Below are 25,873 nucleotides of genomic sequence, written 5' to 3' on the forward strand. Positions count from 1 at the left end.
AGCATCACAGCGAGTAGTTTGGCGGCGCAGATAACCAGGCGCCGCTTTTATTTTGCCCTTGTAGCTCAGTGGTAGAGCACTCCCTTGGTAAGGGAGAGGCCACGTGTTCGATCCACGTCAAGGGCACCATCGACTTATCCCCGTATCTGAAAAATGTCCATGGCTGCGTTGCCTCGCCTCGCCGACCATTCGTACTGTCTTCGGCTCGGCGCCTTGCCCTGAACACTTTCCATCTACTTTGCCGCCGTTTCTTGCGCGGCTAAGCCACCGGTTCAATACACCCGCTCGACCGTCAGCCCGCGTTTGCGCAATAAGTCCGGTACGCTTTTCTCGCCCACCAGATGCAGCACGCCGATCGCCGCCAGGCTGTTCTTTTCGCGCGCCAGCAATTTGGCGATGCCGTCAGCCAGCGCCGGATTGCGTCCGTCGAGCAGCACCTTTTGCACAAACTGCGCGGCAAACGACGGGTCCTGCGCCGCTTTCGCCGCCAGCCTGTCGAACGCTTGCGCATCGGCCGTGCGCCAGGCCTGGGCGATCTCGCGCGCTTCCTGGCCCTGCTCCTGGTCTTCGATCGAAGCCACGCCGTCTTCCAGGAAGCGACACTCGTCAGCCGGCGTCATTGCACCGAACAGCGCCATCTGGCTTTCCATCGATTCGAGTTCCACCACGGGGATCTTGCGCGCCTTGGCCTGCTGCGACAGGTAATTATCGACGGCCAGCTCGGAGCGGTAGCCCAGCGTGGCAAATTCGCCGATGGCCAGCATGCTGGCCAGCATCCACGGCTTCATTGGCGCCATCGCTTCAAGTGGTATGCCGTATTTTTGCAACAGCGGCGCCAAACGCGGCGCCAGGGTCTGGCGGCAATCAGAGGGAACCTCGCTACCCGGCGCCTCCATGCCGTATTTCAGCACAGCGCTGACGGCGGCGCGCGGATCGACGCCGGGATCGATCTCCAGCGCCAGCGCGCCTGCACCTTCCAATGCCTGCGTCACCGTCGGCTCGAGCGGATAGAAATCGGGCGCGCCAACATGGATGGTGCCAAACAGATACAGGGTGTGGCTGGCATCGTGCACCTTGAACAGGGCGCCCCGGTTTTGTGCTACGGGCGGTGCTTCGGCGCGGGTAACCTGCAACGGCAGCAAGAATAATCCGCAAAACATCACTATAATCTGGCGTCGCATGGTTTTCCTGATTGTTGAATTTTTCATCTTATCTTATCTTAGCTAGCAAAGACTCTTGTGCCTGTGTCCCCTATTAACCGCTCGTCGCCGGTCTGGTTGTTTGACCTCGACAACACGCTGCACAATGCTTCGCACGCCATCTTCCCCACCATCACGGCTAATATGAACACGTATATTGCCCGCGTGCTGGGCGACGGCGTGACGCCGGCCAATGACGTTATCGTCAATGCGGCGCGCGCGGCCTACTGGCACCGCTATGGCGCGACCTTGCTGGGCATGGTCAAGCACCACCAGGTGCAAGCTGCGCATTTTTTGCACGAGACGCACACCTTTGACGATTTGCGGGCAATGATACGCGCCGAACGGGGATTGGGTGCTTTACTCAAACGCCTGCCTGGCCGTAAAATTTTACTCACCAACGCGCCGCTGCGCTATTCGAGCGACGTGATGCGCCACCTGGGCTTGCGCCAGCATTTTTCGCAGCACATCGCCATCGAAGCGATGCATGTGCACCGCCAGCTGCGGCCCAAGCCATCGACCCTGATGCTGCGCAAATTACTGCGCAAGCACCAGATTCGGCCAAGCCGTTGCATCCTGGTGGAAGATACCCTGGCCAACCTGAAGGGCGCAAAAAGACTGGGCTTGCGCACGGCCTGGGTCACCCAATACCTGAAAATGGCCGATCCGATCGGCGTAGCAAAGTTGCCCAAGGCGTTAAATCGCCCCGCTTACGTCGATGTCAAAGTAAAATCTGTCCGGCATTTGGCACGCCGCCTTCACCGCCTGCGTTGAAAGGGAACTCCTGGGCCTTCGGTTGACACCGGAAGCCGGACCGCTAGCGGCGGTTTTGGCACTCCCCATCAAGGCAGCATTTTTTTAACGACAAGAGAAAATATGGCAAGCACACCGCCGGGCCAACGCAGGCTACAAATTCTTCAGGCCCTCGCCGCAATGCTGGAGCAGCCGAAAGGCGAAAAGATCACCACTGCCGCACTGGCTGCCAGACTGGCCGTATCGGAAGCGGCCCTGTACCGCCATTTCGCCAGCAAGGCGCAAATGTTCGAGGGGCTGATCGAGTTCATCGAGTCGAGCGTCTTCGGCCTGATCAACCAGATCGCGGAGAAGCACAGCGACGGCATGACGCAAACGCGCGACATTATCGGCATGCTGCTCAATTTCGCCATCAGCAACCCGGGCATGACGCGCGTGCTGATCGGCGACGCGCTGGTGAATGAAGACGAGCGCCTGCAAGTACGCATGAACCAGTTCTACGACCGCGTGGAACTGGCACTCAAGCAGGCCTTGCGCGTGGCCGCCACCGAAGGCCACGGCAAGGAAAGCGAAGTGGCGGCGCGTGCTACCCTGATCGTCAGCTTCGTCATCGGACGCTGGCACCGCTACGCCAAGAGCGGCTTCAAGATCAATCCATCCCAGGAAGCGGCGCTGCAAATCGCCATGCTGTTGGGATAAATCACTGCCGTAGCTGTCCCCATGCACACCGACTGTTTCGCCCTGCTCGACGACGCCAGCACACCCGGCGCCGGTTCGCGCCTGTACACGGGCCTGGCGGCGGTGTTGCGCTGCACCGAGGGCAGCGAGTGGCCAGCCTTGCTCGAAGGGCTGCAAGAGGCCTTACAGCGCGGCCAGTACGCCGTCAGCGTATGCAGCTACGAACTCGGTGCGCACTTGCTGGCCATGCCGCCGCGCACGGCCAGCACCGACGCGCCGCCGCTGGCGCAAATTCTCGTCTTTGAACACTGCCGGCAGTTGTCGCAGGAAGACGTGGCGCAGTGGCTGGCCGCGAATGCACCTGCGCCGGCTACCGGGGCACCGGCCGGCGTGGCCGGCATCCGCGCGAATGTCGGCCAGGCGCAATTTACGCAGGCATTGCAGCGCATCCACGACTACATCGTGGCTGGCGACACCTACCAGGTCAACTACACTTATCGTTTGCGCTTCGACGCCTTCGGCTCGCCCCTGGCGCTGTACGCGCGGCTGCGCGCACGCCAGCCGGTGCCGTATGGCGCGCTGGTGATGCTGCCCGATGGCGGCGCCCTGCTGTCGCTGTCGCCCGAGCTGTTCGTGCGCCATGCGCAAGGCGAGCTGACGGCGCGGCCCATGAAAGGCACGGCGCCGGCCGCCCCTGCCGGACAGGTGGAAGAGAACGCGCGCCGCGCCAGCGCCCTGGCAAATGACCCAAAAAACCGCGCGGAAAACCTGATGATCGTCGACCTGCTGCGCAACGACATCGGCCGCATCGCCGTCACCGGCACCGTCACGGTGCCAGCGCTGTTCCAGGTGACGCGCTACAGCAGCGTGCTGCAAATGACGTCCACCGTGCAGGCGCGCCTGCGCGATGACGCCAGCCTGGCCGAGATCTTCCAGGCACTGTACCCGTGCGGCTCGATCACGGGCGCGCCGAAACGCCGCACCATGGAGATCATCGCCGAACTGGAGCCGGCACCGCGCGGCATCTACACGGGCGCCATCGGCTGGTTCGATCCACCGGCAGCAGGCGCCAGCCACGCTGTGGGCGACTTTTGCATGTCCGTGCCGATCCGCACCCTGGCCCTGCAGCCGCCTGCGGACGGCACCAGTGGCATACGGCGCGGCGAGATGGGCGTGGGCGCCGGCATCGTGCTCGACAGCGATCCACAAGATGAATTTGCGGAATGCCAGCTCAAGGCGCGCTTCCTGACGGGGTTGACGAACGACTTCGAGCTGTTTGAAACCCTGCATGCCAGCCGTGCCGATGGCTGCCGCCAGCAAGAGCGCCACCTGGCGCGCCTGGCCGCTTCCAGCGCCTACTTTGGTTTTACCTGGGATGAAAGCGCTGCCCGCGCCGCTTTGTTGGCAGCATGCACGACGCGCCCTGACGACCTGCCATTCCGCCTGCGCCTGGCGCTGGTGCTGGAAGGCCGGTTCAGCGTGCAAAGCGGCACCCTGACAGCCTTGCCGGAGACGGTGAAAATCATGCTGGCGTCCGACACCACGGCGGCAGACGACCTGTTCCTGCGCCACAAGAGCAGCGTGCGCACGCGCTACGATGCCGCCTGGCGCGCGGCCGAGGCGCAAGGCGGCTTCGACATGCTGTTCTTTAACGAACGGGGCGAACTGACGGAAGGTGGGCGCAGCAATGTATTCGTCCAGCTGGACGGCCGCTGGCATACGCCGCCGCTCTCCTGCGGCCTGCTGCCCGGCGTGCAGCGTGCCGCCATGCTGGCCGATCCCGCGTGGGATGCACAGGAAACCATCATCACACGCGCCATGCTGGCGCAAGCGCAAACCATTGTCGTGTGCAATGCACTGCGCGGCGCGATAGCGGCCGTGCTTATTTAAGCATCCACCAGCATCTCGTAGCCGCCATAAATCATCCGCTTGCCATCGAATGGCAGCTTGCTCGGGTCCATCATGTCGGCCAGGCGCGGGTCCTTCATGACCTTGTCATTGATTTCATCGCGTTTGGCGCGCGATTCGTACACGATCCAGGAAAACACCACCACTTCGCCATCCTGCAAGTCCACCGCCTGCGGGAACGAGGTCAGCTTGCCCGGCCTGACATCATCGCCCACGCATTCGCGAAACTCCAGCGCGCCGTATTCGCGCCAGACGGCGCCGCAGCTACGCGACATGGCCAGATAGGCATCGAGCTTGGCTTTCGGTACAGGCACCACAAATCCATCGACATACGCCATGATGATCTCCTTGACTGTTATTTTTACAAACACGAATAAACAGCTTAGGACAATGATCGCCAGACAACAAGCTCAGCATAAAAAAAAGCAGGCTGGTGGCCTGCTGCTTCCTTACCTTCACAGCGCCAGTGCTCTTTCCACCGCGCCCACGAGTTTTTTATCGTCCGGCGTCACTTTGCTGGGGAAGCTATCGACGACCTTGCCATGGCGGTCGATCAGGTATTTGTGGAAATTCCAGGCTGGCGTCTTGCCTGTCTGCTTGATCAAATCCACATACAGCGGATTCGGCGTCGGGCCGGAGACCACCGATTTGGCAAACATGGGGAACTTCACGCCGTAGGTGTTGTAGCAAAAATCGGCGATTTCCTTGCTGTTGCCCGGCTCCTGCTTGCCAAAATCGTTCGATGGGAAGCCCAGCACCACCAGGCCCTTGCTGCCGTATTTGGCGTACAGCGCCTCGAGCCCTTCATATTGATTGGTAAAACCACAATAGCTGGCGGTGTTGACCACCAGCACGACCTTGCCCGCGTACTGGCACAAGTTTTGTGGCGCTTCGTCCTGCAGGCGGTTGAAGGTCTGCTTGAGGATGGCGGGACAGGCTGCGGGCGCGGCAGCGGTGGTGGCAGCATCGGCAGCATGGGCCGGTACGGCCAGGCTGGCGCTGGCGGCGAGTGTGGTCAGCACAAACAGCTGGGCAAGGGTCTTGGACATGAGCGATACCATGGTCGAAAAGGAAAAAACCATTCTATGCCAAACGCCGCGCGCGCGTATGAGGACAACAACAACAGTGATTGCTTGAGCCACATCAAGGACGGTGCAGTACTTGCCCAGCGGATAGTTTTTTTTACCTATGCTCGGCCTTCCTGCCCCTTTCCTTGCCACGTGGAGTTGCCATGTCCTTCCCGCACCCGACTGCACTACCCACTGCCTTGCTGGCCGCCAGCCTGCTCACCCTGGCGCCGACCGGCGTGCACGCCGCCACGGCCATCAAGCCCGCCGCAACCAAAGACGCACCGGCCCTGCCCGCGTATCAGGCCGACCTGAGCCAGACCACCGTTTCCGGCCTGTCGTCGGGCGGCTTCATGGCGGCGCAGTTTGCCGTCGCCTACTCTGCCACCGTTGCCGGTGCCGGCATCATCGCGGGCGGCCCGTATTTCTGCTCGGGCCAGCCGGGCCGCTTTCCCTACATTCCGTATCTGACGAATGCCCTGACGACCTGCATGAATCCGGGCGAGACGCAGGTGGCGCCGCCCGTGGCGAGCGAATTGCTGCGCGCAGCGAACGACTTCGCGCGCGCCAATCTGATCGACGATACGGCCAACCTGAAACGCCAGCGCGTATATCTGTTCAGCGCAACGAAAGACCGCACCGTGACACGGCCGGTCGTCGAGCAGGTGGGGAAGTTCTATGCGCTGGCAGGCACGCCGGCGGCGCAGATCCGCTTCGTCGACAATGTCGGCGCAGGCCACGCCATCTTGACGGACAGCAGCGGCGACAAGCCGTGCGCCGCGACGCAATCACCGTTCATCAACGACTGCAACTACGTGCAGGCACGCGACATCCTGCAGCACCTGTATCCGGATTTGCTGCCATCGTCGACCACCCTGACGGGCAAGGTGATTGCCTTCAACCAGCGCCGCTTTATCCAGGGCGCTTACTCCAGCATGAGCAATACGGCCTACGCCTACATCCCGAAAATCTGCGACAGCGAGAGCTGCCGCGTGCACGTGGTGTTCCACGGCTGCCTGCAAACGACGCAAGCCATCGGCGAGCGCTTCTACACCAGCACCGGTTACAACCAGGTAGCCGACGCCAACAAGATCATCGTGCTGTATCCGCAGGCCGAACCGAGCCCGATCCATCCCTACAACCCGAAGGGCTGCTGGGACTTTTGGGGCTACACCAGCATCAACCCGATCGACCCGGATTTCTACCGCAAGAGCGGCACGCAAATGGAAGCGGTCAAGGGCATGCTGGACCGCCTCGCCGCGCGCCGCGGCTCGCGTTAGGCGGCTTAGTTAGATACCGCCCATGCAGATGTACTTGATGACCAGATAGTCTTCAATGCCGTAGGTCGACCCTTCGCGGCCCAGGCCCGATTGCTTGACACCGCCGAAGGGCGCGATCTCGTTCGAGATCAGGCCCGTGTTGACGCCGACCATGCCCGTTTCCAGACCTTCTGCCACACGCCAGATACGGCCGATGTCGCGCGAATAGAAGTAAGCGGCCAGGCCAAATTCAGTGTTGTTGGCCAGGGCGATGACTTCATCGTCCGTTTTGAAGCGGAACAGCGGCGCCAGCGGGCCGAAGGTTTCTTCGGTCGCCACGCGCATGTCGTTCGTCACGTCGGCGATGATGGTCGGCTCGAAGAAGCCATTGCCCAGTGCATGGCGCTTGCCACCGGCCAGCAGGCGCCCGCCCTTGGCCAGCGCATCGGCCACGTGCTCTTCCACCTTGGCCACTGCCTTGCCATCGATCAGCGGGCCTTGCGTCACTCCCGCCTCGATGCCATTGCCCACTTTCAGCCTGGCCACAGCCGCCACCAGTTTCTCGGCGAACGCTTCATACACGCTGTCCTGCACGTACAGGCGGTTGGCGCAGACGCAGGTCTGGCCCGCGTTGCGGTATTTCGAGGCGATGGCGCCTTCCACGGCCGCATCGAGGTCGGCATCGTCAAAGACGATGAAGGGCGCATTGCCGCCCAGTTCCAGCGACAGTTTCTTGATCGTCGGCGCGCACTGCTCAGCGAGCAAGCGGCCGACCTGGGTCGAGCCCGTAAACGTCAGCTTGCGCACGATGGGATTCGAGGTCATTTCGCCGCCGATCTCTTTCGGCGCGCCGGTGACGATGCTGAACACGCCCGCTGGCACACCCGCACGCTCGGCCAGCACTGCCAGCGCCAGTGCGGAAAACGGCGTCGCCTCGGCCGGCTTCAAGACCATCGGGCAGCCGGCCGCCAGGGCCGGGCCAACTTTACGCGTGATCATCGCGGCAGGGAAATTCCACGGCGTGATGGCGGCGCACACGCCAATCGGCTCCTTGGTGATCACCAGACGGCGGTCCGGCCATGGCGACTGCAGGGTATCGCCCGAAACGCGCTTGCCTTCCTCGGCAAACCATTCGATGAACGAGGCGCCAAACTGCACTTCACCCTTCGCTTCCGCCAGGGGTTTTCCCTGTTCGGTGGTCATGATCAGCGCCAGGTCGTCGGCATTTTCCAGGATCAGGTCATGCCAGCGGCGCAGCACCGCAGCGCGCTCCTTGGCCGTCTTCTTGCGCCAGGCGGGCCATGCCGCGTTGGCAGCTTCAATGGCGCGGCGCGTCTCGGCCGCGCCCATCAAGGGCACTGTGCCGATATGCTCGCCGGTGGCAGGATTGGTGACGTTCAGCGTCTGGCCACCGTCGGCGTCAACCCAGGCACCGTTCAAGTAAGCCTGGTGACGCAACAAGGTAGGATCTTTCAACTGCAGCATATGGATCTCCGGTCTGGTTTGAATTATCGACGGGAGATACTATGCCACAGCGCGGCCAATTTCGCAGGCGGGCAGCCGAACTGCCCCTCCTTTTACTCAACCTTGAAGGACGACAGCTTCGGGTCCGGCGGCGGGTAAGCCAGCTTCATGGCCTGCAAGGTTTCCAGCAGCAGGGACGCCACCACCAGGTTGCGCTGGGTCTTGGAATTGGACGGCACCACATACCAGGGCGCGTGATCGGCATCGGTCTCGCGGATCGCCGTTTCATAGGCGCGCTGGTAGGCATCCCACTTCTTGCGCTGGGCGATATCGTTGGGATCGAACTTCCATTGACGGTCGGGATCATCGAGCCGCTCCTGCAGCCGTCCGCGTTGCTCGTCCTTGGAGATATGCAGGAAAATTTTCAGGATGACGGTACCCGTTTCGCTGAGCATGCGCTCGAAATCGCGGATCTGCGCATAACGGCGCTGGCATTCTGGCTTGTCGATCATGTCCTGCACGCGCGTGATCAGCACATCCTCATAATGGCTGCGGTTGAAGATGGCGATCTCTCCCTTGACGGGCACCTGCTGGTGCACGCGCCACAGATAATCGTGTGCCAGTTCGATGTCGGTGGGGTTCTTGAACGCCACGGCGCGGATGCCCATCGGGTTGATATTGCTGAAAATGGCCTTGACCGTGCCATCCTTGCCTGAGGTATCCATGCCCTGCAAGACCAGCAGCACTTTTTTCTTGTGCTGCGCGTACAGCATGCTCTGGCACTCGGCGATCTGCGCCGTCAGCGCCACGGTTTCCTCGCGATCCATGGCCTTGCACTGGGCCACTGTCAGCTTTTTATTCGCCGCCTTGATGGCCGCGCCCAGCAAGCGCTTGCCCGCATAGTCTTCTTGCAGGTCGAAGCCCTTGCCGGCGCGGAACTGCGTGCGCGCCTTCATGCTGCCAGCGCCAGGTTGCGGTGCTCAATTTTTGTGCAGCGATCCATCACCACCTCCAGTCCCGCTGCCCGCGCCAGTTGCGCCGCCTCCTCGTTGATGACGTCCAGTTGCAGCCACAAACAGCCCGCCTTGATGGCTATGGCTTCCTCTGCGATGGGCGCAATATCTGCCGACTTGCGAAAGCAATCGACGATGTCGATGCGCGCCGGCGCGACAAAGGCGGCGGCCTCTGCCAGGGTGGCATAGGCGCGCTGGCCCAGCACCTCCTGGCCGGCAATGGCAGGATTGACGGGCAGCACGCGGTAGCCATGCTGCAGCAGATAGTCGGCCACCTCGTGGCTGGCGCGTTCCGGCTTGTTGGACATGCCAACGATGGCGATGATGCGGCTGTCTTGCAAGATGCGGGCGATGTTGGACATATTGTGCGTAGTTAGGCGTGCGACATTGCCCGCCTAGCGTAGCAGAATTATCCGTGCTTGGGAGCCATCCTTGGAGCTAGCCTGGAGGCGTACCTGATTTTTACTCTCAGGCCGGCACCGCGCCGAAGCGCACTTCCGGCAAGCCGCGCACACCGGGCTGGCGCGCGTGGAACAGGCCACCGGCCAGGGGTTCGCACTGCAGCTGCGCTGGCGCCAGGCTCTCCTGCGCCGTGGTGACGAACAATTCGTCATATTCCGGGCCACCCATGCTCACGCAGCTGGGCTGCGACACGGGCAGATGCACCGTGCGCTCGATGCTGCCATCGGGCGCGAAGCGCAACACGCGCCCTGCGCCCCACTGTGCGCTCCATAGGTGATCGTGCGCATCGATGGTGGCGCCATCGGCCGCACCAGGACCCGCATCGAGCACGGCAAACACACGCACCCGGCTGGCATCGCCCCCCAGGTAATCATCCCACCGGTAGATCGCCTTCTTCATCGAGTCGCAAAAATACATGGCCGTGCCATCGACGCTAAAGCAGATGCTGTTGGAAATGGCGATATGCGGCAGCGGCAGTCGTTCCAGCGTCAGATCCAGGTTGAGGCGGTAGAAGCTGGCGATGGCATCACGGCACGGACGTTCATCAAGCGTACCGAAGACAAAGCGTCCCTGCCGGTCGCAGCGGCCATCGTTCAGGCGCGTCATGGGCAAGTCCGCCTCCACCGCATGCAAGGGCGTGACGGCCCCGCTACGTGCGTCAAACCACGCCAGGCGCGAGGCCAATCCCAGCAGCAGTACCTCATCGCTGTCCGTCAGCGCGAAGCAGGCCAGGCGCTCGGGCATATCCCAACTGTGGCGCTCGCCCGTGGCCAGCACCAGCGCATGCAGCTGGCAGCCTTCGATATTCGTCCAGAAAACGCGGCCGCTGCGTTCGCACCAGCGCACACCCTCGCCCAGAAAATCCTGCGCGTCGACCAGTAATTGAGCCTGTGCCCCCATCTTTTTTCCTTTTTGCTCTGTATTTATCAAGCCGCTTCCTGGCGGGGAATCAGGCCGCGCGCGGCAGCGATCAGCAGCGCGCCGTGACCCGCCAGACAATCTTGCTGCCGGTCGTCGACGACGATGTGCTTGCCATAAAAGAAGCCCTGCTCCTCGATCAGCAGGGACAGTGCCTGGCGCAGCATGGGTTTGCCCATAATGACGAGCGGCATATCGGGGCGCATCTGGATCGCCGTACTATTGCGCAGCGCCAGCAAGTCGCCACTGAGCACGGCGCCCATCAGAAAATTAGCCCGTTCATTGCATTCGACGGCGCTGAACTGGCTCAGGGTACGCACGCTGAAACAGGCGCGCGCCAGGCCGGTTTTTTGCGCTGCAGCGGCGCCGGCCAGCAGCATCTTCGGCACGAGTGTCTGCGCAAAGCCGCCATCGACTGATTGTCTGATCAGGGTATGCTGCGAAATCGCCTGCAACAGTTCACCGGCGATGGTGGTGCTGCAGCCAAGGATGCGGCGCTGGTCGTCCACGCTGATCAGTTTGGTGTGCGAGGCAGGCACGATGATGGTGGCCGCACCGCGCAGCTGTAGCCGGTCCAGCAAACCGATGACTTCCGTTTCTTCGCCGCGCATCATGTCCATCGCTTCGACGTTATGCAAGCCAATGGCGCCATGCTGGTTGCGCACGCCGGGAATCAGCCACAGGGGCTGCGGCAGCACGTCGGGCAGCGCCACTGCGTGCATGCCTTGCGCCAGCTGCGCCAGGCCGGCCGGTGCTGGCAGGTGCGGCACTTCCTGCACGCCCATGGGCGAGCTGATCATGCCTGACGCCAGCGCCAGATGCACTTCGGATGGCGCGATGCCGGCACTCGCCAGCAGCGTGGCCATGGACTCGCGCAGTGCCTGCTTCAGCGCACCGTTATGGCCATCGATGGCCGTATTGCGCACGCCCGTTTCCAGCTGCGCCTGGGCGAGCACGACGCCGTCGCGCCATAACAGGGTGCGCGTATTGGTGGTGCCGGCATCGATGGTGACTATATTCATGGGCAGATTCACAGCGTCGGTAAAGGATAAAAGGAAGGAAACTACCCCATGGTAGAACCGCTCCGTATATCTGACCAATCACTTATTTAACATCATTGATACCGCTTCGGATATGTCAAAGACATCCATATCCTGTACCCCTAAACGGTAAGCCACGCTGGCCTGCAGCGTGCTGCCAGATGCCCTCCCCAGCCTCGGGGAGGCCAGGCAAAAACAGCCGCCATCGGAGCGCAGATGCAGGGCTGGCAAGGTGCTGGAGAAACGCAAAATGCGGCCTGATGCAGGATCGCTGACGCGCGCCGCTTCGTGCAATCCGCTGGTGCCTGCCAGGCAGAAGTCATGCGCAAAGCCGGGCGCACCCGCCAGCTCTGGCCAGACCAGGCGCGCACCGAGCGGCGCGGGCTGGCGAAAATCGAAGGCGGAACCGGCCACCTCGCGCGCTTGTGCCACCGCCCCCGGAAAATAGCGGCTGGCGGCCAGGCGCAGCACGTGGTCACCCACGCCGGCGCCATGGCCCTGCAGGTTGAAGCACGGCGCCGGCAGAAAAATGGCATCGCCTTCGATGTGCAATGTGCCATCGCCATCGAGCTGAAAATGCAGCGCGAGGAGCCGCCCTTCGTGCGCCAATTGCAGCAGCATGCTGGCCTCGCCCAGTGCAGTGCACCACCAGCCAGTCAGCGATGGCGCGGCAAGGGGCACTGCGGCCAGCACGTCGGCCATGCGGCCATAACGGTCGGGCGCCTGCCACGACAACAGGCTGGCATTATGCGTGTTGACCTCCACGCGCATGCCGCGCCCATTGCGCAGCGTATGGCTCATGGCGCAGGCCCGGCCGGTGGCGGGGGCCGGCTGCGCTGCTGGAATTCACGCGGCGTGCAACCGAGTTCGCGCTTGAAAACGGCGTGCATGTACTGCACCGTGGTAAAGCCGCAGCGCACGGCTACCTCTGCCACCTGGCCCGGTTCGCGCGTCAGCAGGGTCTTGGCCGCATCGAGCTTGAAGTGCAGGATTTCATCATGCACGCTGCGTCCCAGCTCATGCCGAAAATGCGCCTCCAGCGAAGAGCGCGATACACCCACGTAATCAGCCACCTGCTCCGTCTTGATGCCCTGGCAGGCATACTGGCGAATGAAATGGCGCGCCTGCATCACCTGCGGATGCTGGAAAGGCTGGTGACGCGTGGAAGCGAGCACGTTCAGACCGGCCGGCGGCACGAGAATACGCGTGCCGGACAGGCGCGCGCCATTTAGCATCTGGTGCAGCAGATGGGCCGCCGTGCGCCCCATTTCCTCAGTGCCTTGAATAACGGAACTCAAGGGGATGCGCGTGAGCATACGCGCCAGTGGGTCATTGTCGATGCCGATCAGCGCTACCTGCTCCGGTACTGCGATGCCCGCATGCATGCAGGCTTGCAGCAACTGGCGCGCGCGCGCATCGCTGACGGCGATGATGCCGACGGGCTTTTCCAGGCTATTGAGCCAGGCGATCTGCTGCTCCACCGCCTCGTCCCATGCGGGCGCGCTGGTGGCGACGCCACGGTATACGTCGGCGCGCATGTGGTCACGCTGCATCAGCGTGCAAAACGCCGTTTCACGCTCCTGGGCCCAGCGGTTGACATCCGCCTCGGGCAGGCTGAAACAGGCAAAACGCGTCAATCCCGCTTCCACCAGGTGGTCGTAGGCCAGCTTGACGATCTTGAAATTATCAGTCGCGACGTACGGAATACCCACGGGATAGTCGGTCTCGCGCGCATACGAGCCGCCGATGGCCACCACGGGTATATTACTGTGTGCCAGCGCCGCGCACACGGCAGGATCGTCGAAATCGGCGATGATGCCGTCGCCCTGCCAGCGCTCGATGCCGGGCAGGCGGCAACGAAAATCCTCTTCCAGGAACAAATCCCACGACACCCGCGTAGTATTGAGGTAGGCGGCAATGCCCGCGATGATGTCGCGGTCGTAGATTTTGTTCCCGTTAAATAGCAGCGCGATCCGGTGCGCGGTCGGCATCTTCATGGTGTCTCCTCGCGTGCCAGATTTCTTCACGGCTATCGGCGTCCGGCACGCGTGCTGACATCGACCCACACGGCCAGGGTGAGGATACTGCCTTTTACGATCATCTGCCAGTAGGTGTCCACGTCCAGCATGGACATGCCATTATCCAGGCTGGCCATGACCAGCGCGCCGATCAGGGCGCCATACACGGTGCCCGAGCCGCCGCGCATCGAGGTGCCGCCGATGAAACAGGCGGCGATGGCATCGAGTTCGCTGAAGGTGCCGGCCGACGGCGAACCGGCCGCCAAACGGCCCGTGTTGATCAGGCCCGCCAGCGCGCACATCAGCCCCATGATGCCGAAGATCCACAGCTTGACGGCTTTCACATTGATGCCGGACAGGCGCGTCGCCTCCATATTGCTGCCCACGGCATAGATGCGCCGCCCGAACACGGTCTGGCTGGTGATATAGCTAAATAGCCCCAGCAGCGCCAGCAACATCAGCACCGGCAGCGGAATGCCTTCATAGCCATTCAGAGTTTGCACGAAGGCGTACAGCACGGCGCCGATGACGGCCAGGCGCAAGCCATCCGCCCACGCCGCCGTCTGCGGCAAGCCATGCTGCGCGCGGCTGGCGCGCTGCCGCCATGTCAAGAAGGCGGCCAATACAAACAGGCCGATGCCCAGCACGATGCCGGGCAGCGCAGGCAAGTAGCCCTGTCCCAGGTACACCAGCGGCTCGGAGACGGGGGCGATGGTGATGCCGCCCGTGATGCCCAGCAAAATGCCGCGGTAGGCCAGCATGCCGCCCAGGCCGACAATGAAGGACGGGATGCCCCGATACGCCGTCAGGTAGCCGTTCAAGAGGCCGATCACCAGCCCGCAGCCCAGCACGGCCGCCAGGTTCAGCGCCAGCGGCCAGTGCTGCGTCACGTCCAGCACGGCGGCGATGCCGCCCAGTAACCCCAGCAGGGAACCGATGGACAGGTCGATCTCGCCAGCGATAATCACCAGCACCATGCCGCAGGCGAGGATGCCGGTGACCGACATCTGGCGCAGCAAATTCGACAGGTTGCGCGGCGTCAGGAAACTGCCCTCCGTCTTCCACGAAAAGAAGGCCCAGATCAGCGCCACGGCGATTAGCAGGGCCAGCATCTTGTATTGGGTGAACAACTGTTTGATGCTATGCGGTTTCATGCGGCGGGTTCCTTGTGGTCGGTATTGGCGCCTGGCGCCGGGCGCTGGTCGAGCGCCGCAGCCAGTACGGTTTCCTGGCTCAGGCCATCGTTGATAAAGTCGCCGCGCAGCCGGCCTTCGCCCATCACCAGCACGCGGTCGGACACGCCCAGCACTTCGGCCAGCTCCGACGAGACCATGATGATGGCCACGCCCTGGTCGGCCAGCGCCAGCATCAGCTTGTAGATTTCATATTTGGCGCCCACGTCCACGCCGCGCGTGGGTTCATCGAGTATCAGCACGCGCGGACGCGTCAGCAGCATCTTCGCCAGCACGGCCTTTTGCTGGTTGCCGCCCGACAGGCTGGTAATCGGCAGCGACGGGCTGGCGGCCTTCAGTTCCAGCTGCGCGATCTCGCCGCGTACGGCCGCCAGTTCCGCCTCGCCATCGATGCGCGTGGCGCGCGCAAACTCTCCCAGCACGGCCAGAGTGATGTTCTGCCCCACGTCCAGGTCGGGCACGATGCCGTGGTGCTTGCGGTCTTCCGGCACCATGGCCAGGCCCATGGCAATGGCCTTTTGCGGCGTCGAGGTATCGATGCGGCAACCATCGAGCCACACTTCGGCCTGGCACGGCCCCTGGTAGGCGCCGAACAGGGCGGAAACGAGCTCCGTGCGCCCCGCCCCCACCAGCCCCGCGATGCCGAGGATTTCTCCACGGCGCAAACTGAACGACACATCGTCGACCCTCTTGCGCTGCGGGTTGTCTGCATCGATGCACGTCACATGGCGCGCCTCGAACAGCACCTCGCCGATGCTCGGCTGCTGCGCGCGCTGCGGATACAACTGGCTCATTTCGCGGCCCACCATCTGCGCGATGATGCGCTCCACATTCATTTGCTTCATCGGCGTGGTGGCGATATGCTTGCCGTCGCGGATGACGACGATGGTGTCGCAGATGGCGGCCACTTCATCGAGCTTGTGCGAGATGTAGATGCAGGTGACGCCGCGCGCCTTCAATGCACGCAGGATGTCAAGCAGCACGGCGATTTCCGACGCCGTCAGCGACGACGATGGCTCGTCAAGTATCAGGAGGCGCGCATTCTTGTTGAGCGCCTTGGCGATCTCCACCAGCTGCTGGTGGCCGCCGCCGTAGTTCATCACAGGCAGCGCCACGTTCAATTCGGGTATCTTCAATTCGCGCAGCAGCTCATCGGCGCGCTTGTACATGGCCGCGTAATGCATGCGCCCGCCGGGCAGGGTGATCTCGCGGCCCATGAAGATATTCTCGGCCACGGACAGCTGCGGCACCAGCATCAGCTCCTGGTGGATGATGATGATGCCGGCCGCCTCGGTGTCGCGGATGGACTGCGCGCGCAAAGGCTTGCCTTCCCACAGAATTTCGCCATCCCAGCTACCGTGCGGGTAGACGCCAGACAGTACCTTCATCAGGGTCGACTTGCCGGCGCCATTCTCGCCGCACAGGCCGATGCACTCGCCAGCCCGCACCTGAAGGTCGATACCGTCAAGCGCACGGACACCGCCAAACTGTTTGACGATGCCTTTCATTTCAAGCAGATAATCAGACATGCTCACTCTCGTTGCAGTACGAAGCGGTAACCGGGGTCAGTTCCAACGGAACCGCCCCCGGCCCTTAGCGGGTAATCAATTCCCCAGCTGCGCCTTCGTATAAAAGCCGTCATCGACGAGAATATTCACGTTCGCCTTGGTCAGCGGCGTCGGTTTGAGCAGCACGGTGCTGACTTTTTTCAGGCCATTGTCATAGCTGGAGTTGTAGGCCGGCTTTTCATTGCGCGCCAACTGGATCGCCAGCTTGGCCGCTTCGGCAGCGATGGTTTTCAGCGGCTTGTAGACGGTCATCGCCTGCGTACCGGCAATCACGCGCTTGACCGCTGCCAGGTCGGCGTCCTGGCCCGATACCGGCACCTTGCCCGCCAGTTTTTGCGCGGCCAGGGCCTGGATGGCGCCGCCTGCCGTGCCGTCATTCGAAGCGACGATGGCATCGATCTTGTTGTTGTTGGCCGTTAGCGCGTTTTCCACGATGGACAGCGCTTCCGAGGCGCTCCAGTCCTTCACCCACTGCTGGCCCACGACCTTGATATCGCCCTTGTCGATGTACGGCTTCAAGACCTTCAGCTGTCCTTCGCGCAGCATCTTGGCGTTGTTGTCGGTCGGCGCGCCGCCCAGCAGATAGTAATTGCCCTTCGGCTGCAGCTTGACGACGCCCTCGGCCTGCATCTCGCCCACTTTCTCGTTATCGAACGAGATGTACGCGTCGATATCGGCGTTGAGGATCAAACGGTCATACGACAGCACCTTGATACCGGCCTTTTTCGCTTCCTTGATGGTGTTATTGAGGACGGTCGCGTTGAATGGCACGATGACCAGCACGTCCACGCCGCGCGAAATCAGATTCTCGATTTGCGAAATCTGGCGCTGCTCACTGGCATCGGCCGATTGCACGAAGACCTTGGCGCCCTGCTTTTCGGCTGCGGCGATGAAGAAATCGCGGTCGCGCGTCCAGCGCTCCACGCGCAAGTCGTCGATGGAAAAGCCGATCTTCGGATTTTTCGCGTCGGCCAGGGCGGCGCTGCTGCTCAATGCCAGCATGGCGGTCATGATGGCTGCACTGATGATCTTGTTCATTACGTGTCTCCTTGTTGGATTTTATTAACAACGTTTTTAACTACAGGGTACGACAAAAAATGGCTCCTTAATGATTGTGCCGGGGCAGGGTCTGTCCCACAGCGCGGTACTTCAGCGCCAGCTCCATGCAGGCGCCCGTTTCCAGCTGGCCCACGTTGGCGCGGTAGATTTCCTGCCACGGCGTGGCGCTGTCATTGATGGGGGGCGGCAGCGCCGTAGCGCGGCGCGCCAGTTCCGGCGCGTCCACCAGCATGTCGCAACGGCCTGCGTTCAAATCGACGCGGATGATGTCACCCGTGCGCAGCAGCGCCAGGCCACCGCCTACGGCGCTTTCCGGCGAGGCGTTCAGAATCGAGGGGCTGTCCGAAGTACCCGACTGGCGTCCGTCGCCCAGGGTCGGCAAGTTCAGGATGCCCGCCTTGAGCAGCGCGTCGGGCGGCTGCATGTTGACCACTTCGGCCGAGCCGGGCCAGCCCACGGGGCCGGCACCGCGCATGACCAGCATGCAGCTGTCGTCAATCGCCAACGCCGGGTCGTTGATGCGCGCGTGATAATCGGCAGAGCCGTCAAAGACGATGGCGCGCGCCTCGAACACGCCCTCGCTGCCGACGCGCGACAGGTAGCGTTCACGGAACTGCGGCGAGATCACGCTGGTCTTCATGATGGCGAAATCGAACAGGTTGCCCTGCAGTGCCAGGAAGCCCGCCTTTTCCTTCAGCGGAGACTTGAATCGGAGGATCATTTCGCGATCAGCACTTTCGCGCCCGGCCAGGTTGGCCGCCATGCTTTGGCCCGTAACGGTTGGACGGTCCGAGTGCAGCAAGCCCGCCTGCTGCAGTTCCCACATCACGGCCGGTACGCCTCCGGCACGGTGAAAACGCTCGCCCAGGTATTTTCCGGCAGGCTGCATATTCAGCAGCAGCGGCACGTCATAGCCGTGTTCCATCCAGTCGCTCGAATGCAGTGCCACGCCCGCGTGACGGGCCATGGCCATCAAATGCGGCTGCGCGTTGGTGGAGCCGCCAATGGCGGCGTTGACGATGATCGCATCAAGAAATGCCTCGCGCGTCAGGATGCTGGACGGCCGCACGTCCTCGAATGCCATGCCGACGATGCGGCGCCCTGTTTCATAGGCGATCTGGCCTCGCTCGCGGTACGGGGCGGGAATCGCCGAGCAGCCCGTCAGCGACATGCCCAGCGCCTCGGCCAGCGCGTTCATGGTCGACGCCGTGCCCATGGTGTTGCAGTGACCGGCCGATGGCGCCGAGGCAGCGGCAATCTGCAGGAATTTGTCATTGTCGATGACCCCAGCGGCCAGTTGGCGGCGGCCCTTCCAGATGGCGGCGCCGGAACCCACCAATTCACCATCCATCCAACCATCCAGCATGGGGCCACCGGACAGCACGATGGCGGGAATATCCACCGTGGCGGCGGCCATTAATTGAGCCGGCGTGGTCTTGTCGCAGCCCGTCGTCAGCACCACGGCATCGATCGGGTAGCCATGCAGGATTTCCACCAGGCCCAGATAGGCCAGGTTGCGGTCCAGCGCCGCCGTGGGACGGCGGCAATTTTCAAAGATGGGATGCAGGGGGAATTCCATGGGAATGCCGCCCGCGTCGCGGATGCCATCGCGCACGCGCTGGGCCAGTTCCAGATGGATGCGGTTGCAAGGGCTGATGTCGCTGCCGCTTTGCGCGATGCCGATGATGGGCCGGCCCGAGCGCAGTTCCTCGGCAGTGATCCCGTAATTCATGAAACGCTCCAGATACAGCGCCGTCATGTCGATATGATCGGGATTGTCGAACCAGTCCTGCGAGCGGAAACGCCGTGCCGGGCGGTTGGCGGAAATACTCATGCGCCGTACCATCCCGCATCGACAAAATACTCGCGACCCGTGCACTTGGCCGCGTTATCGGAGGCGAGAAACAGCGCCAGCGCCGCCACGTCGTGCGGCTCTACGCGCACCTGCAGGCATTGGCCTTGCAGGATCACGGCTTCCGCTTCCGGCGTATGCCAGAGTTTTTCCTGGCGCGGCGTGCGCACGGCGCCGGGAATGATGCAGTTGACGCGGATACCGTGCACGCCCAAGTCGCGCGCCAGGCCATGCGTCAAGCCTTCGATGCCGGCCTTGGCCGTCATATAGATCGACAAGTTTGCCTGCGCCAGGTGCCAGGAAATCGAACCCAGGTTGAGGATCACGCCGCTGCCCTTGGCACGCATGGAAGGCGCCACGGCTTGGGCGCAGAAATACTGGTGGCGCAGGTTGACTGCGATGCGCTCGTCCCAGTAGGCCGGCGTCACTTCCTGCAACTGATGCCGGTCGTCGTTGGCCGCGTTGTTGATGAGGATATCGGTAGGACCGGCGCTGCTTTCGATGTCGGCAAAGGTCGCGGCCAGCGCATCGAGGTCCGTCAGGTCGCAATGGCGGAAACGCGGCGGGTGCGGCAGGTCCACCAGTTGCGCTTCCAGCGCGCGCGCGGCGTCCTGGGCGATATCGACGAAGGTCACATGGGCGCCCTGGCGCGCAAACGCTTCGACGAAGGCCACGCCGATGCCGGTGCCGCCGCCCGTGATGACGACGCGCTTGTTGGCCAGGCTGGGATAGGTTGCATGCTGCATGGTGTCTCTCATTTCAATGTTTGAAAAATAGGATCAGGCCAGCCCGCGCTGGGCCAGGCTCTGGTACAGCGCGCGCACGCCAAACGTCCAGGGAGCAATCGCATCGCAGCGCTGCACTTCGTTGACCAGCGCGCCCAATGATGGGCTGGCGATGGTGACCCGGTCGCCCAGGTGGTGCGTAAAGCCGCCGCCCTGCGCATCGCGGTCTTTCACGGGCGAGAACATGGTGCCTAAAAACAGCATGAAGCCGTCCGGATACTGGTGGTACGAACCCGCCGTCTGGCGCACCAGGTCGAGCGGGTCGCGGCTGATCTCGCGCATGAAACTGGCGCCTTCCAATACAAAACCATCGTCCGCGCCTTCGATCAGCAGGGATACTTCCGCCTGGCGCACGGTGTCGAGCGTGAAGCGTTCATCGAACAGGCGAATGAAGGGGCCGATGGCGCAGGAACCGTTGTTGTCCTTGGCCTTGCCCAGCAAGAGCGCGCTGCGTCCCTCGATATCGCGCAGGTTGACGTCGTTGCCCAGGGTTGCCCCCAGCACCTCGCCACGGCTGTTGACGGCAAGAACGATCTCCGGTTCCGGGTTGTTCCAGGCGGAAGATGGCAGCAAGCCCACCTGCGCACCGCAGCCGACGGACGACATGGCTTGCGCCTTGGTGAACACTTCCGCATCGGGGCCAATGCCCACTTCCATGTACTGCGACCAGGCGCCGCGCTGCTGCAGTTGCTGTTTCAGGCGCTGCGCCGCATCCGAACCAGGGCGCAAGGCCGACAGGTCGCTGCCCAGGGTCTCTTGCAGCGCGGCGCGCAGGCTGGCAGCCCTTGCAGCATCGCCTCCCGCCTGCTCCTCGATCACTCTTTCGAGCAGGCTGACGGCGAACGTCACGCCGCATGCCTTGACGGCTTGCAGGTCGCACGGTGCCAGCAGCAGCGGCTGATCCAGCGGGGCTGCGAGGGCCTGCTCCAGCAATGCCTGCACGGGGCCAAGGGCGATGCCCGGCGCATGGCGGGCGATATCGAGCGCGTCGGCGCGTTCGAACAACTCGGCCACCGTCGGTACCGTGGCGGTGATGTCGACCACTTCGCCGCCGCGCACGGCGACGACGCAAGGTCCGTCGCGCCACATGCGGCCAATCAGGGTGGCCTGCGCAAGGTCGAAGGGCAGCAGGGAAGCGGGAGAAATCGGCAGCATGGCGGCTTTCAGAAATGCGGTTACAGGGAGAAATCAAGTCAAGTCCGAACCGATTCTGCGCGCCGCCATCGGCAGCCGCAATTACGAAAATCACCAAATTGCATGATGATTATTTGTATTGCAACGCAACAAAAAACGCTTTACATACACGCCACAACGCCCATTTCGGGTTTTGGGATAGCCAATGGTGCATCGCATTAATTGCGACGGCGATACCGTTTTGGATATCACCGATGTAAAAAAATTGATTGGTGGGTCCGGGGTGGACAAACTAGTATCTGCCGTGGCCTGCATTTAGCCATCCGCACGGAGCCGGCCACAGAGACCGCGCCCCTGGCACCTTCAACTATCAAAGACGGTGGAGACCCGAAATGAAAACAACAATGAAAATGCTGGCCGCGAGCCTGGCGCTGGCCATGTCCGGCATGGCCGTGGTACCAATGGCGAACGCCGCCGACAAGGGCGCGGTCGGCATTTCGATGCCAACCAAATCGTCGATGCGCTGGATCGCCGACGGCGACAATATGGTCAAGGTATTCAAGGAACGGGGATACAAGACGGACTTGCAGTTCGCCGACGACGATATCCCGAACCAGCTGGCGCAAGTGGAAAACATGATCACCAAGGGCGCCAAGGTGCTGGTGATCGCCGCCATCGATGGCACCACGCTGTCGAACGTGCTGCAAAAAGCGGCCGACAAGGGCATCAAGGTCATTTCCTATGACCGCCTGATCCGCGGCACGAAGAACATCGATTACTACGCCACCTTCGACAACTTCCAGGTGGGCGTGCTGCAAGCGGGCTATATCGAATCGGCGCTGAAGCTAAAAGAAGGCAAGGGTCCATTCAATATCGAACTGTTCGGCGGTTCGGCCGACGACAATAACGCGCACTTCTTCTACAACGGTGCCATGTCCGTGCTGAAGCCGTATATCGACAGCGGCAAGCTGGTGGTGCGCTCGAAGCAGATGGGCATGGACAAGGTAGCGACCTTGCGCTGGGACGGCGCCGTGGCGCAATCGCGCATGGATAACCTGCTAAGCGCCTATTACGGCAATGCCAGGGTCGATGCCGTGCTGTCGCCGTATGATGGCCTGAGCATCGGCATCCTGTCGTCGCTGAAAGGCGTCGGCTACGGCACGCCGAAACAACCCTTTCCAATCGTCACGGGCCAAGATGCGGAAATCCCTTCCGTCAAATCCATCATCCGCGGCGAGCAGGCATCAACCGTGTTCAAGGACACGCGCGAACTGGCCAAGGTAACGGCGAACATGGTCGACGCGATGATGACTGGCAAAACGCCCACCGTCAACGATACCAAGACCTATAACAACGGCGTGAAAGTCGTGCCATCGTACCTGTTGAAACCCGTCACCGTCGACAAGGCGAACTGGAAACAAGTGCTGGTCAGCGGCAGCGGCTATTACACCGAAGCGCAAGTGAAATAACACGTACACGGTACTGAAGGCCCGGCCACGCCGGGCCTTTCGCTGCACAGAATTCAAGACAAGACTGCCGCACGACCGGCGCGCCGACCAGCGCACGGCTGTGCCAGAGAGGTTATATGACAAACACTATCCTGGAAATGCGCGGGATACGCAAGACCTTCCCGGGCGTGGTTGCGCTCGATAATGTCAACCTGAAGGTACGCAGCGGCGAAATCCACGCCATCGTCGGTGAAAACGGCGCCGGCAAATCGACCCTGATGAAAGTGCTGAGCGGCGTCTACGGCCACGGCACCTACACGGGCGACATCGATTACCAGGGCCAGACCCGCGAGTTTCGCGACATCAAGGACAGCGAAGAAATCGGTATCATCATCATTCATCAGGAGTTGGCACTGGTGCCGTTGATGTCGATTGCCGAAAATATCTTCCTCGGTAATGAACCCTCCAAAAGGGGTGTGATCGACTGGGAATACGCGCAGGGAAAAACCCGCGAACTGCTGAAAAAAGTCGGCCTGAAGGAGTCGCCGGACACCCTGGTGACCAACCTCGGCGTCGGTAAACAACAACTGATCGAAATCGCCAAGGCACTGTGCAAGGACGTCAAGCTGCTGATCCTCGACGAGCCGACTGCAAGCCTGAACGAAAGCGACAGCGCGGCCCTGCTCGATCTGCTGCTGGAGCTGAAACGCCAGGGCATTGCATCGATCCTGATTTCGCACAAATTAAATGAAATTTCGCGCGTCGCGGACGCCATCACAGTCCTGCGCGACGGCAATACTGTCGACAGTTTCGACTGCCGGGTCGAACCCGTCAGTGAAGACCGCATCATCGAAAAAATGGTCGGGCGCGAGATGGCCGACCGCTATCCTCCGCGCACGCCCACAATCGGCGAGACCATTTTCGAAGTGCGCGACTGGAAAGTGTTCCATCCCGAGCACGCCGACCGCCCAGTCATCAAGGGCATCAACATGCATGCCAAAAAGGGCGAAATCATCGGTATCGCCGGCTTGATGGGGTCCGGGCGCACCGAACTGGCAATGAGCATTTTCGGACGCGCCTACGGCCAGCGCATCAGTGGCACGGTGCTCAAGAACGGCCAGGAAATCGACGTCAGCACGATCGGCAAGGCGATCGCCCACGGCCTGGCCTACGTCACCGAAGACCGCAAGGGCCTGGGCCTGATCCTCGAAGAAGACATCAAGAAAAACACCAGCCTGGCGAACCTGGACGCGGTATCGAAAAATCTGGTCATCGACGAGGAGCGCGAATTCGCGGTGGCCGACGATTTCCGCCGCAAGCTGAAAATCCGCTGCTCGAGCATCTTGCAAAAAGTGGTTAACCTGTCCGGTGGCAATCAGCAAAAAGTGGTGCTGGCGAAGTGGCTGTTTTCACGCCCGGATATCCTCATCCTGGATGAACCGAGCCGCGGCATCGACGTCGGCGCAAAATACGAGATCTACAGCATCATCAGCGAGCTCGCAGCCGAAGGTAAATGCATCATCATGATTTCCTCGGAGATGCCGGAATTGCTGGGCATGTGCGACCGGATCTATGTCATGAACGAAGGCCGCTTTGCGGCCGAATTAAGCGCAGCAGAAGCGTCGCAGGAAAGAATCATGCGCGCGATCGTCACACACGGAGAGAACAATGGACAATAAACTGACAGCGGGAGCGCAGGCGCGAGCAACTACGGCTGCAGGCGCCGCACCGGAAGCGAAAAGCTACGCCGGCTTTTTGAAAAACAATATGCGCGACTACGGCATGCTGCTCTCCTTGCTCGTCATCATGGGATTTTTCCAGTACATGACCGACGGCACCTTGATGCAGCCGCTGAACCTGACCAACCTGGTGCTGCAAAACAGCTACATCGTCATCATGGCACTGGGCATGCTGATGGTCATCGTGGCCGGCCATATCGACCTGTCGGTCGGTTCAGTGGTCGGCTTCGTCGGTGCGCTGGCGGCCGTATTGATCGTCAACTATGAGATGAACTTTGTTGCCGCCAGCATCATCTGCCTGATCGCCGGCGCCGTCATCGGCGGCGCGCAAGGCTACTTTGTCGCCTTCTTCAAGATCCCGTCGTTCATCGTCACGCTGGCCGGCATGCTGGTCTTCAAGGGCCTGACCCTGGCGCTGCTGGCAGGCCAATCGGTCGGTCCCTTCCCGGAAGGCTTCCAGATGCTGAGCTCAGGCTTTTTGCCCGACCCGTTCGGCGGTGAAAACCTGCGCGGCTTCTCGCTGCTGCTGGGCGTGATCGCCGCTTGCGCGCTGATCTTCACTTCGCTGCGCAGCCGCGCCAAGCAAATGAAACACGGCATGGAAAACGAGCCGCGCGCCTTCTTCCTGCTGAAAAACGCTATCTTCGCCGCCGTGATGGTGTATTTCAGCTATCTGCTGTCGTCGTACCGCGGTTTTCCAAACGTGCTGGCCGTGATGTCGGTACTCATCGTCGCCTACACCTTCATCGCCAATCGCACCGTGCTGGGCCGCCGCGTGTATGCCGTGGGTGGCAATGAAAAAGCGGCGCGCCTGTCCGGCATCAAGACCGAGCGCGTCAGCTTCTACACCTTCGTCAACATGGGCATGCTGGCCGCGCTGGCAGGCCTGATCTTCGCCGCACGCCTGAACACGGCCACGCCAAAAGCCGGTACCGGCTTCGAACTGGACGTGATCGCAGCCTGCTTCATCGGTGGCGCTTCGGCGTCAGGTGGCGTCGGCAAGGTGATGGGGGCCGTCATCGGCGCCTTCATCATGGGCGTCATGAACAACGGCATGTCCATCATGGGCATCGGCATCGATTACCAGCAAGTGATCAAAGGCCTGGTGCTGCTGGCGGCCGTGTTCATCGATGTGATCAACAAGAACAAGTAGACCAGTTCGAGCCTTAGGGGGCTCAGGCCGGCGCTTGCGCCGGCCTTTTTTTATGCGCTGTCGGTCAGACGGCCACTAGGCGCACGGTGATGTCGACGCGCTCGACGCAGTTAGCAAAGTCGCATCCATACGCCGTTTTCAAGTCGCTGCTGGCCAGTGCCAG

At 62.0% G+C, this 25,873-nt stretch carries 23 protein-coding genes and 1 tRNA gene; 8 read left to right on the forward strand and 16 right to left on the reverse strand.

Going from position 1 to position 25,873, the window contains the following annotated elements:
- Positions 1-54 precede the first annotated feature (54 nt).
- Positions 55-129 (forward strand) — tRNA-Thr (locus ACQ4W6_RS04015).
- Between the two features lie 143 nt (positions 130-272).
- Here the strand turns inward: ACQ4W6_RS04015 and ACQ4W6_RS04020 are convergent.
- Entirely contained in the window at positions 273-1,142 is an 870-nt protein-coding gene (locus ACQ4W6_RS04020) for a TraB/GumN family protein (RefSeq protein WP_436565899.1), read from the reverse strand.
- A 96-nt stretch (positions 1,143-1,238) separates the two neighbouring features.
- On the opposite strand from ACQ4W6_RS04020, the gene ACQ4W6_RS04025 reads away from it, so the two are divergent.
- The 3 genes from ACQ4W6_RS04025 (at position 1,239) to pabB (ending at position 4,520) form a co-directional block, all read left to right on the forward strand.
- The gene (locus ACQ4W6_RS04025; protein ID WP_436565900.1) at positions 1,239-1,973 is read left to right on the forward strand and encodes a pyrimidine 5'-nucleotidase; all 735 of its coding nucleotides are present in this window, start codon (positions 1,239-1,241) and stop codon (positions 1,971-1,973) included.
- A gap of 102 nt (positions 1,974-2,075) precedes the next feature.
- Positions 2,076-2,651 carry a nucleoid occlusion factor SlmA gene (slmA, locus tag ACQ4W6_RS04030; protein ID WP_076564812.1) on the forward strand — a complete coding sequence of 192 codons (576 nt, stop codon included), beginning with the start codon at positions 2,076-2,078 and terminating at the stop codon, positions 2,649-2,651.
- Between the two features lie 21 nt (positions 2,652-2,672).
- A complete protein-coding gene (gene pabB, locus ACQ4W6_RS04035) occupies positions 2,673-4,520 on the forward strand; it encodes an aminodeoxychorismate synthase component I (RefSeq protein WP_436565901.1) in 1,848 nt (615 codons plus the stop codon).
- Here pabB and ACQ4W6_RS04040 read toward each other — a convergent pair.
- Together ACQ4W6_RS04040 and ACQ4W6_RS04045 are read right to left on the reverse strand one after the other, a co-directional pair.
- Positions 4,517-4,876, reverse strand: a complete 360-nt coding sequence (locus tag ACQ4W6_RS04040) for a DUF1428 domain-containing protein (protein ID WP_436565902.1) — start codon at positions 4,874-4,876, stop codon at positions 4,517-4,519. The genes pabB and ACQ4W6_RS04040 overlap by 4 nt on opposite strands.
- A 117-nt stretch (positions 4,877-4,993) precedes the next feature.
- Complete coding sequence (locus ACQ4W6_RS04045; RefSeq protein ID WP_436565903.1) at positions 4,994-5,587, reverse strand: glutathione peroxidase; 594 nt, start codon at positions 5,585-5,587, stop codon at positions 4,994-4,996.
- Positions 5,588-5,769: 182 nt separating this feature from the next.
- On the opposite strand from ACQ4W6_RS04045, the gene ACQ4W6_RS04050 reads away from it, so the two are divergent.
- Complete coding sequence (locus ACQ4W6_RS04050) at positions 5,770-6,885, forward strand: extracellular catalytic domain type 2 short-chain-length polyhydroxyalkanoate depolymerase (protein ID WP_436565904.1); 1,116 nt, start codon at positions 5,770-5,772, stop codon at positions 6,883-6,885.
- A gap of 9 nt (positions 6,886-6,894) precedes the next feature.
- Here the strand turns inward: ACQ4W6_RS04050 and gabD are convergent, their stop codons facing one another.
- The 13 genes from gabD to ACQ4W6_RS04115 form a co-directional block, all read right to left on the reverse strand.
- On the reverse strand, positions 6,895-8,349 hold the full coding sequence (gene gabD, locus ACQ4W6_RS04055) for an NADP-dependent succinate-semialdehyde dehydrogenase (RefSeq protein WP_436565905.1): 1,455 nt from the start codon (positions 8,347-8,349) through the stop codon (positions 6,895-6,897).
- A 92-nt stretch (positions 8,350-8,441) separates the two neighbouring features.
- The gene (locus ACQ4W6_RS04060) at positions 8,442-9,284 is read right to left on the reverse strand and encodes a PPK2 family polyphosphate kinase (RefSeq protein ID WP_436565906.1); all 843 of its coding nucleotides are present in this window, start codon (positions 9,282-9,284) and stop codon (positions 8,442-8,444) included.
- On the reverse strand, positions 9,281-9,703 hold the full coding sequence (locus ACQ4W6_RS04065) for a CoA-binding protein (protein WP_436565907.1): 423 nt from the start codon (positions 9,701-9,703) through the stop codon (positions 9,281-9,283). Before ACQ4W6_RS04065 ends, ACQ4W6_RS04060 begins: the two co-directional genes overlap by 4 nt.
- Before the next feature lie 106 nt (positions 9,704-9,809).
- Positions 9,810-10,703, reverse strand: a complete 894-nt coding sequence (locus ACQ4W6_RS04070) for an SMP-30/gluconolactonase/LRE family protein (RefSeq protein ID WP_436565908.1) — start codon at positions 10,701-10,703, stop codon at positions 9,810-9,812.
- A gap of 26 nt (positions 10,704-10,729) precedes the next feature.
- The gene (locus tag ACQ4W6_RS04075) at positions 10,730-11,743 is read right to left on the reverse strand and encodes a 2-dehydro-3-deoxygalactonokinase (RefSeq protein WP_436565909.1); all 1,014 of its coding nucleotides are present in this window, start codon (positions 11,741-11,743) and stop codon (positions 10,730-10,732) included.
- A gap of 78 nt (positions 11,744-11,821) precedes the next feature.
- Complete coding sequence (locus ACQ4W6_RS04080; RefSeq protein ID WP_436565910.1) at positions 11,822-12,562, reverse strand: aldose epimerase family protein; 741 nt, start codon at positions 12,560-12,562, stop codon at positions 11,822-11,824.
- On the reverse strand, positions 12,559-13,758 hold the full coding sequence (locus tag ACQ4W6_RS04085) for a XylR family transcriptional regulator (protein ID WP_436565911.1): 1,200 nt from the start codon (positions 13,756-13,758) through the stop codon (positions 12,559-12,561). The genes ACQ4W6_RS04080 and ACQ4W6_RS04085 overlap by 4 nt, the downstream gene beginning before the upstream one ends.
- Before the next feature lie 32 nt (positions 13,759-13,790).
- Positions 13,791-14,933 (reverse strand): sugar ABC transporter permease, encoded by a 1,143-nt coding sequence (locus ACQ4W6_RS04090; protein WP_436565912.1) that lies wholly within the window; start codon positions 14,931-14,933, stop codon positions 13,791-13,793.
- On the reverse strand, positions 14,930-16,501 hold the full coding sequence (xylG, locus tag ACQ4W6_RS04095) for a D-xylose ABC transporter ATP-binding protein (protein ID WP_436565913.1): 1,572 nt from the start codon (positions 16,499-16,501) through the stop codon (positions 14,930-14,932). Before xylG ends, ACQ4W6_RS04090 begins: the two co-directional genes overlap by 4 nt.
- Positions 16,502-16,576: 75 nt before the next feature.
- Positions 16,577-17,578 (reverse strand): D-xylose ABC transporter substrate-binding protein, encoded by a 1,002-nt coding sequence (gene xylF, locus ACQ4W6_RS04100; protein WP_436565914.1) that lies wholly within the window; start codon positions 17,576-17,578, stop codon positions 16,577-16,579.
- Between the two features lie 67 nt (positions 17,579-17,645).
- Positions 17,646-19,433 (reverse strand): IlvD/Edd family dehydratase, encoded by a 1,788-nt coding sequence (locus ACQ4W6_RS04105; protein ID WP_436565915.1) that lies wholly within the window; start codon positions 19,431-19,433, stop codon positions 17,646-17,648.
- Positions 19,430-20,197 carry a D-xylose 1-dehydrogenase gene (gene xylB / locus ACQ4W6_RS04110; protein ID WP_436565916.1) on the reverse strand — a complete coding sequence of 256 codons (768 nt, stop codon included), beginning with the start codon at positions 20,195-20,197 and terminating at the stop codon, positions 19,430-19,432. Before xylB ends, ACQ4W6_RS04105 begins: the two co-directional genes overlap by 4 nt.
- A gap of 33 nt (positions 20,198-20,230) precedes the next feature.
- On the reverse strand, positions 20,231-21,391 hold the full coding sequence (locus ACQ4W6_RS04115; RefSeq protein ID WP_436565917.1) for a fumarylacetoacetate hydrolase family protein: 1,161 nt from the start codon (positions 21,389-21,391) through the stop codon (positions 20,231-20,233).
- A gap of 416 nt (positions 21,392-21,807) precedes the next feature.
- Between ACQ4W6_RS04115 and chvE the strand changes: the two genes are divergently transcribed.
- The 3 genes from chvE (at position 21,808) to mmsB (ending at position 25,710) form a co-directional block, all read left to right on the forward strand.
- Positions 21,808-22,839 carry a multiple monosaccharide ABC transporter substrate-binding protein gene (gene chvE / locus ACQ4W6_RS04120; RefSeq protein WP_436566050.1) on the forward strand — a complete coding sequence of 344 codons (1,032 nt, stop codon included), beginning with the start codon at positions 21,808-21,810 and terminating at the stop codon, positions 22,837-22,839.
- Positions 22,840-22,955: 116 nt separating this feature from the next.
- Positions 22,956-24,497: a multiple monosaccharide ABC transporter ATP-binding protein gene (mmsA, locus tag ACQ4W6_RS04125; RefSeq protein ID WP_436565918.1), complete on the forward strand. Its 1,542-nt coding sequence runs from the start codon at positions 22,956-22,958 to the stop codon at positions 24,495-24,497.
- Positions 24,487-25,710, forward strand: a complete 1,224-nt coding sequence (mmsB, locus tag ACQ4W6_RS04130; protein ID WP_436565919.1) for a multiple monosaccharide ABC transporter permease — start codon at positions 24,487-24,489, stop codon at positions 25,708-25,710. The genes mmsA and mmsB overlap by 11 nt, the downstream gene beginning before the upstream one ends.
- The last annotated feature ends 163 nt before the right edge of the window (positions 25,711-25,873 follow it).

Source organism: Janthinobacterium woesei (genome assembly GCF_051380875.1).
In the GTDB taxonomy this organism is placed as follows: Bacteria; Pseudomonadota; Gammaproteobacteria; order Burkholderiales; family Burkholderiaceae_D; genus Janthinobacterium.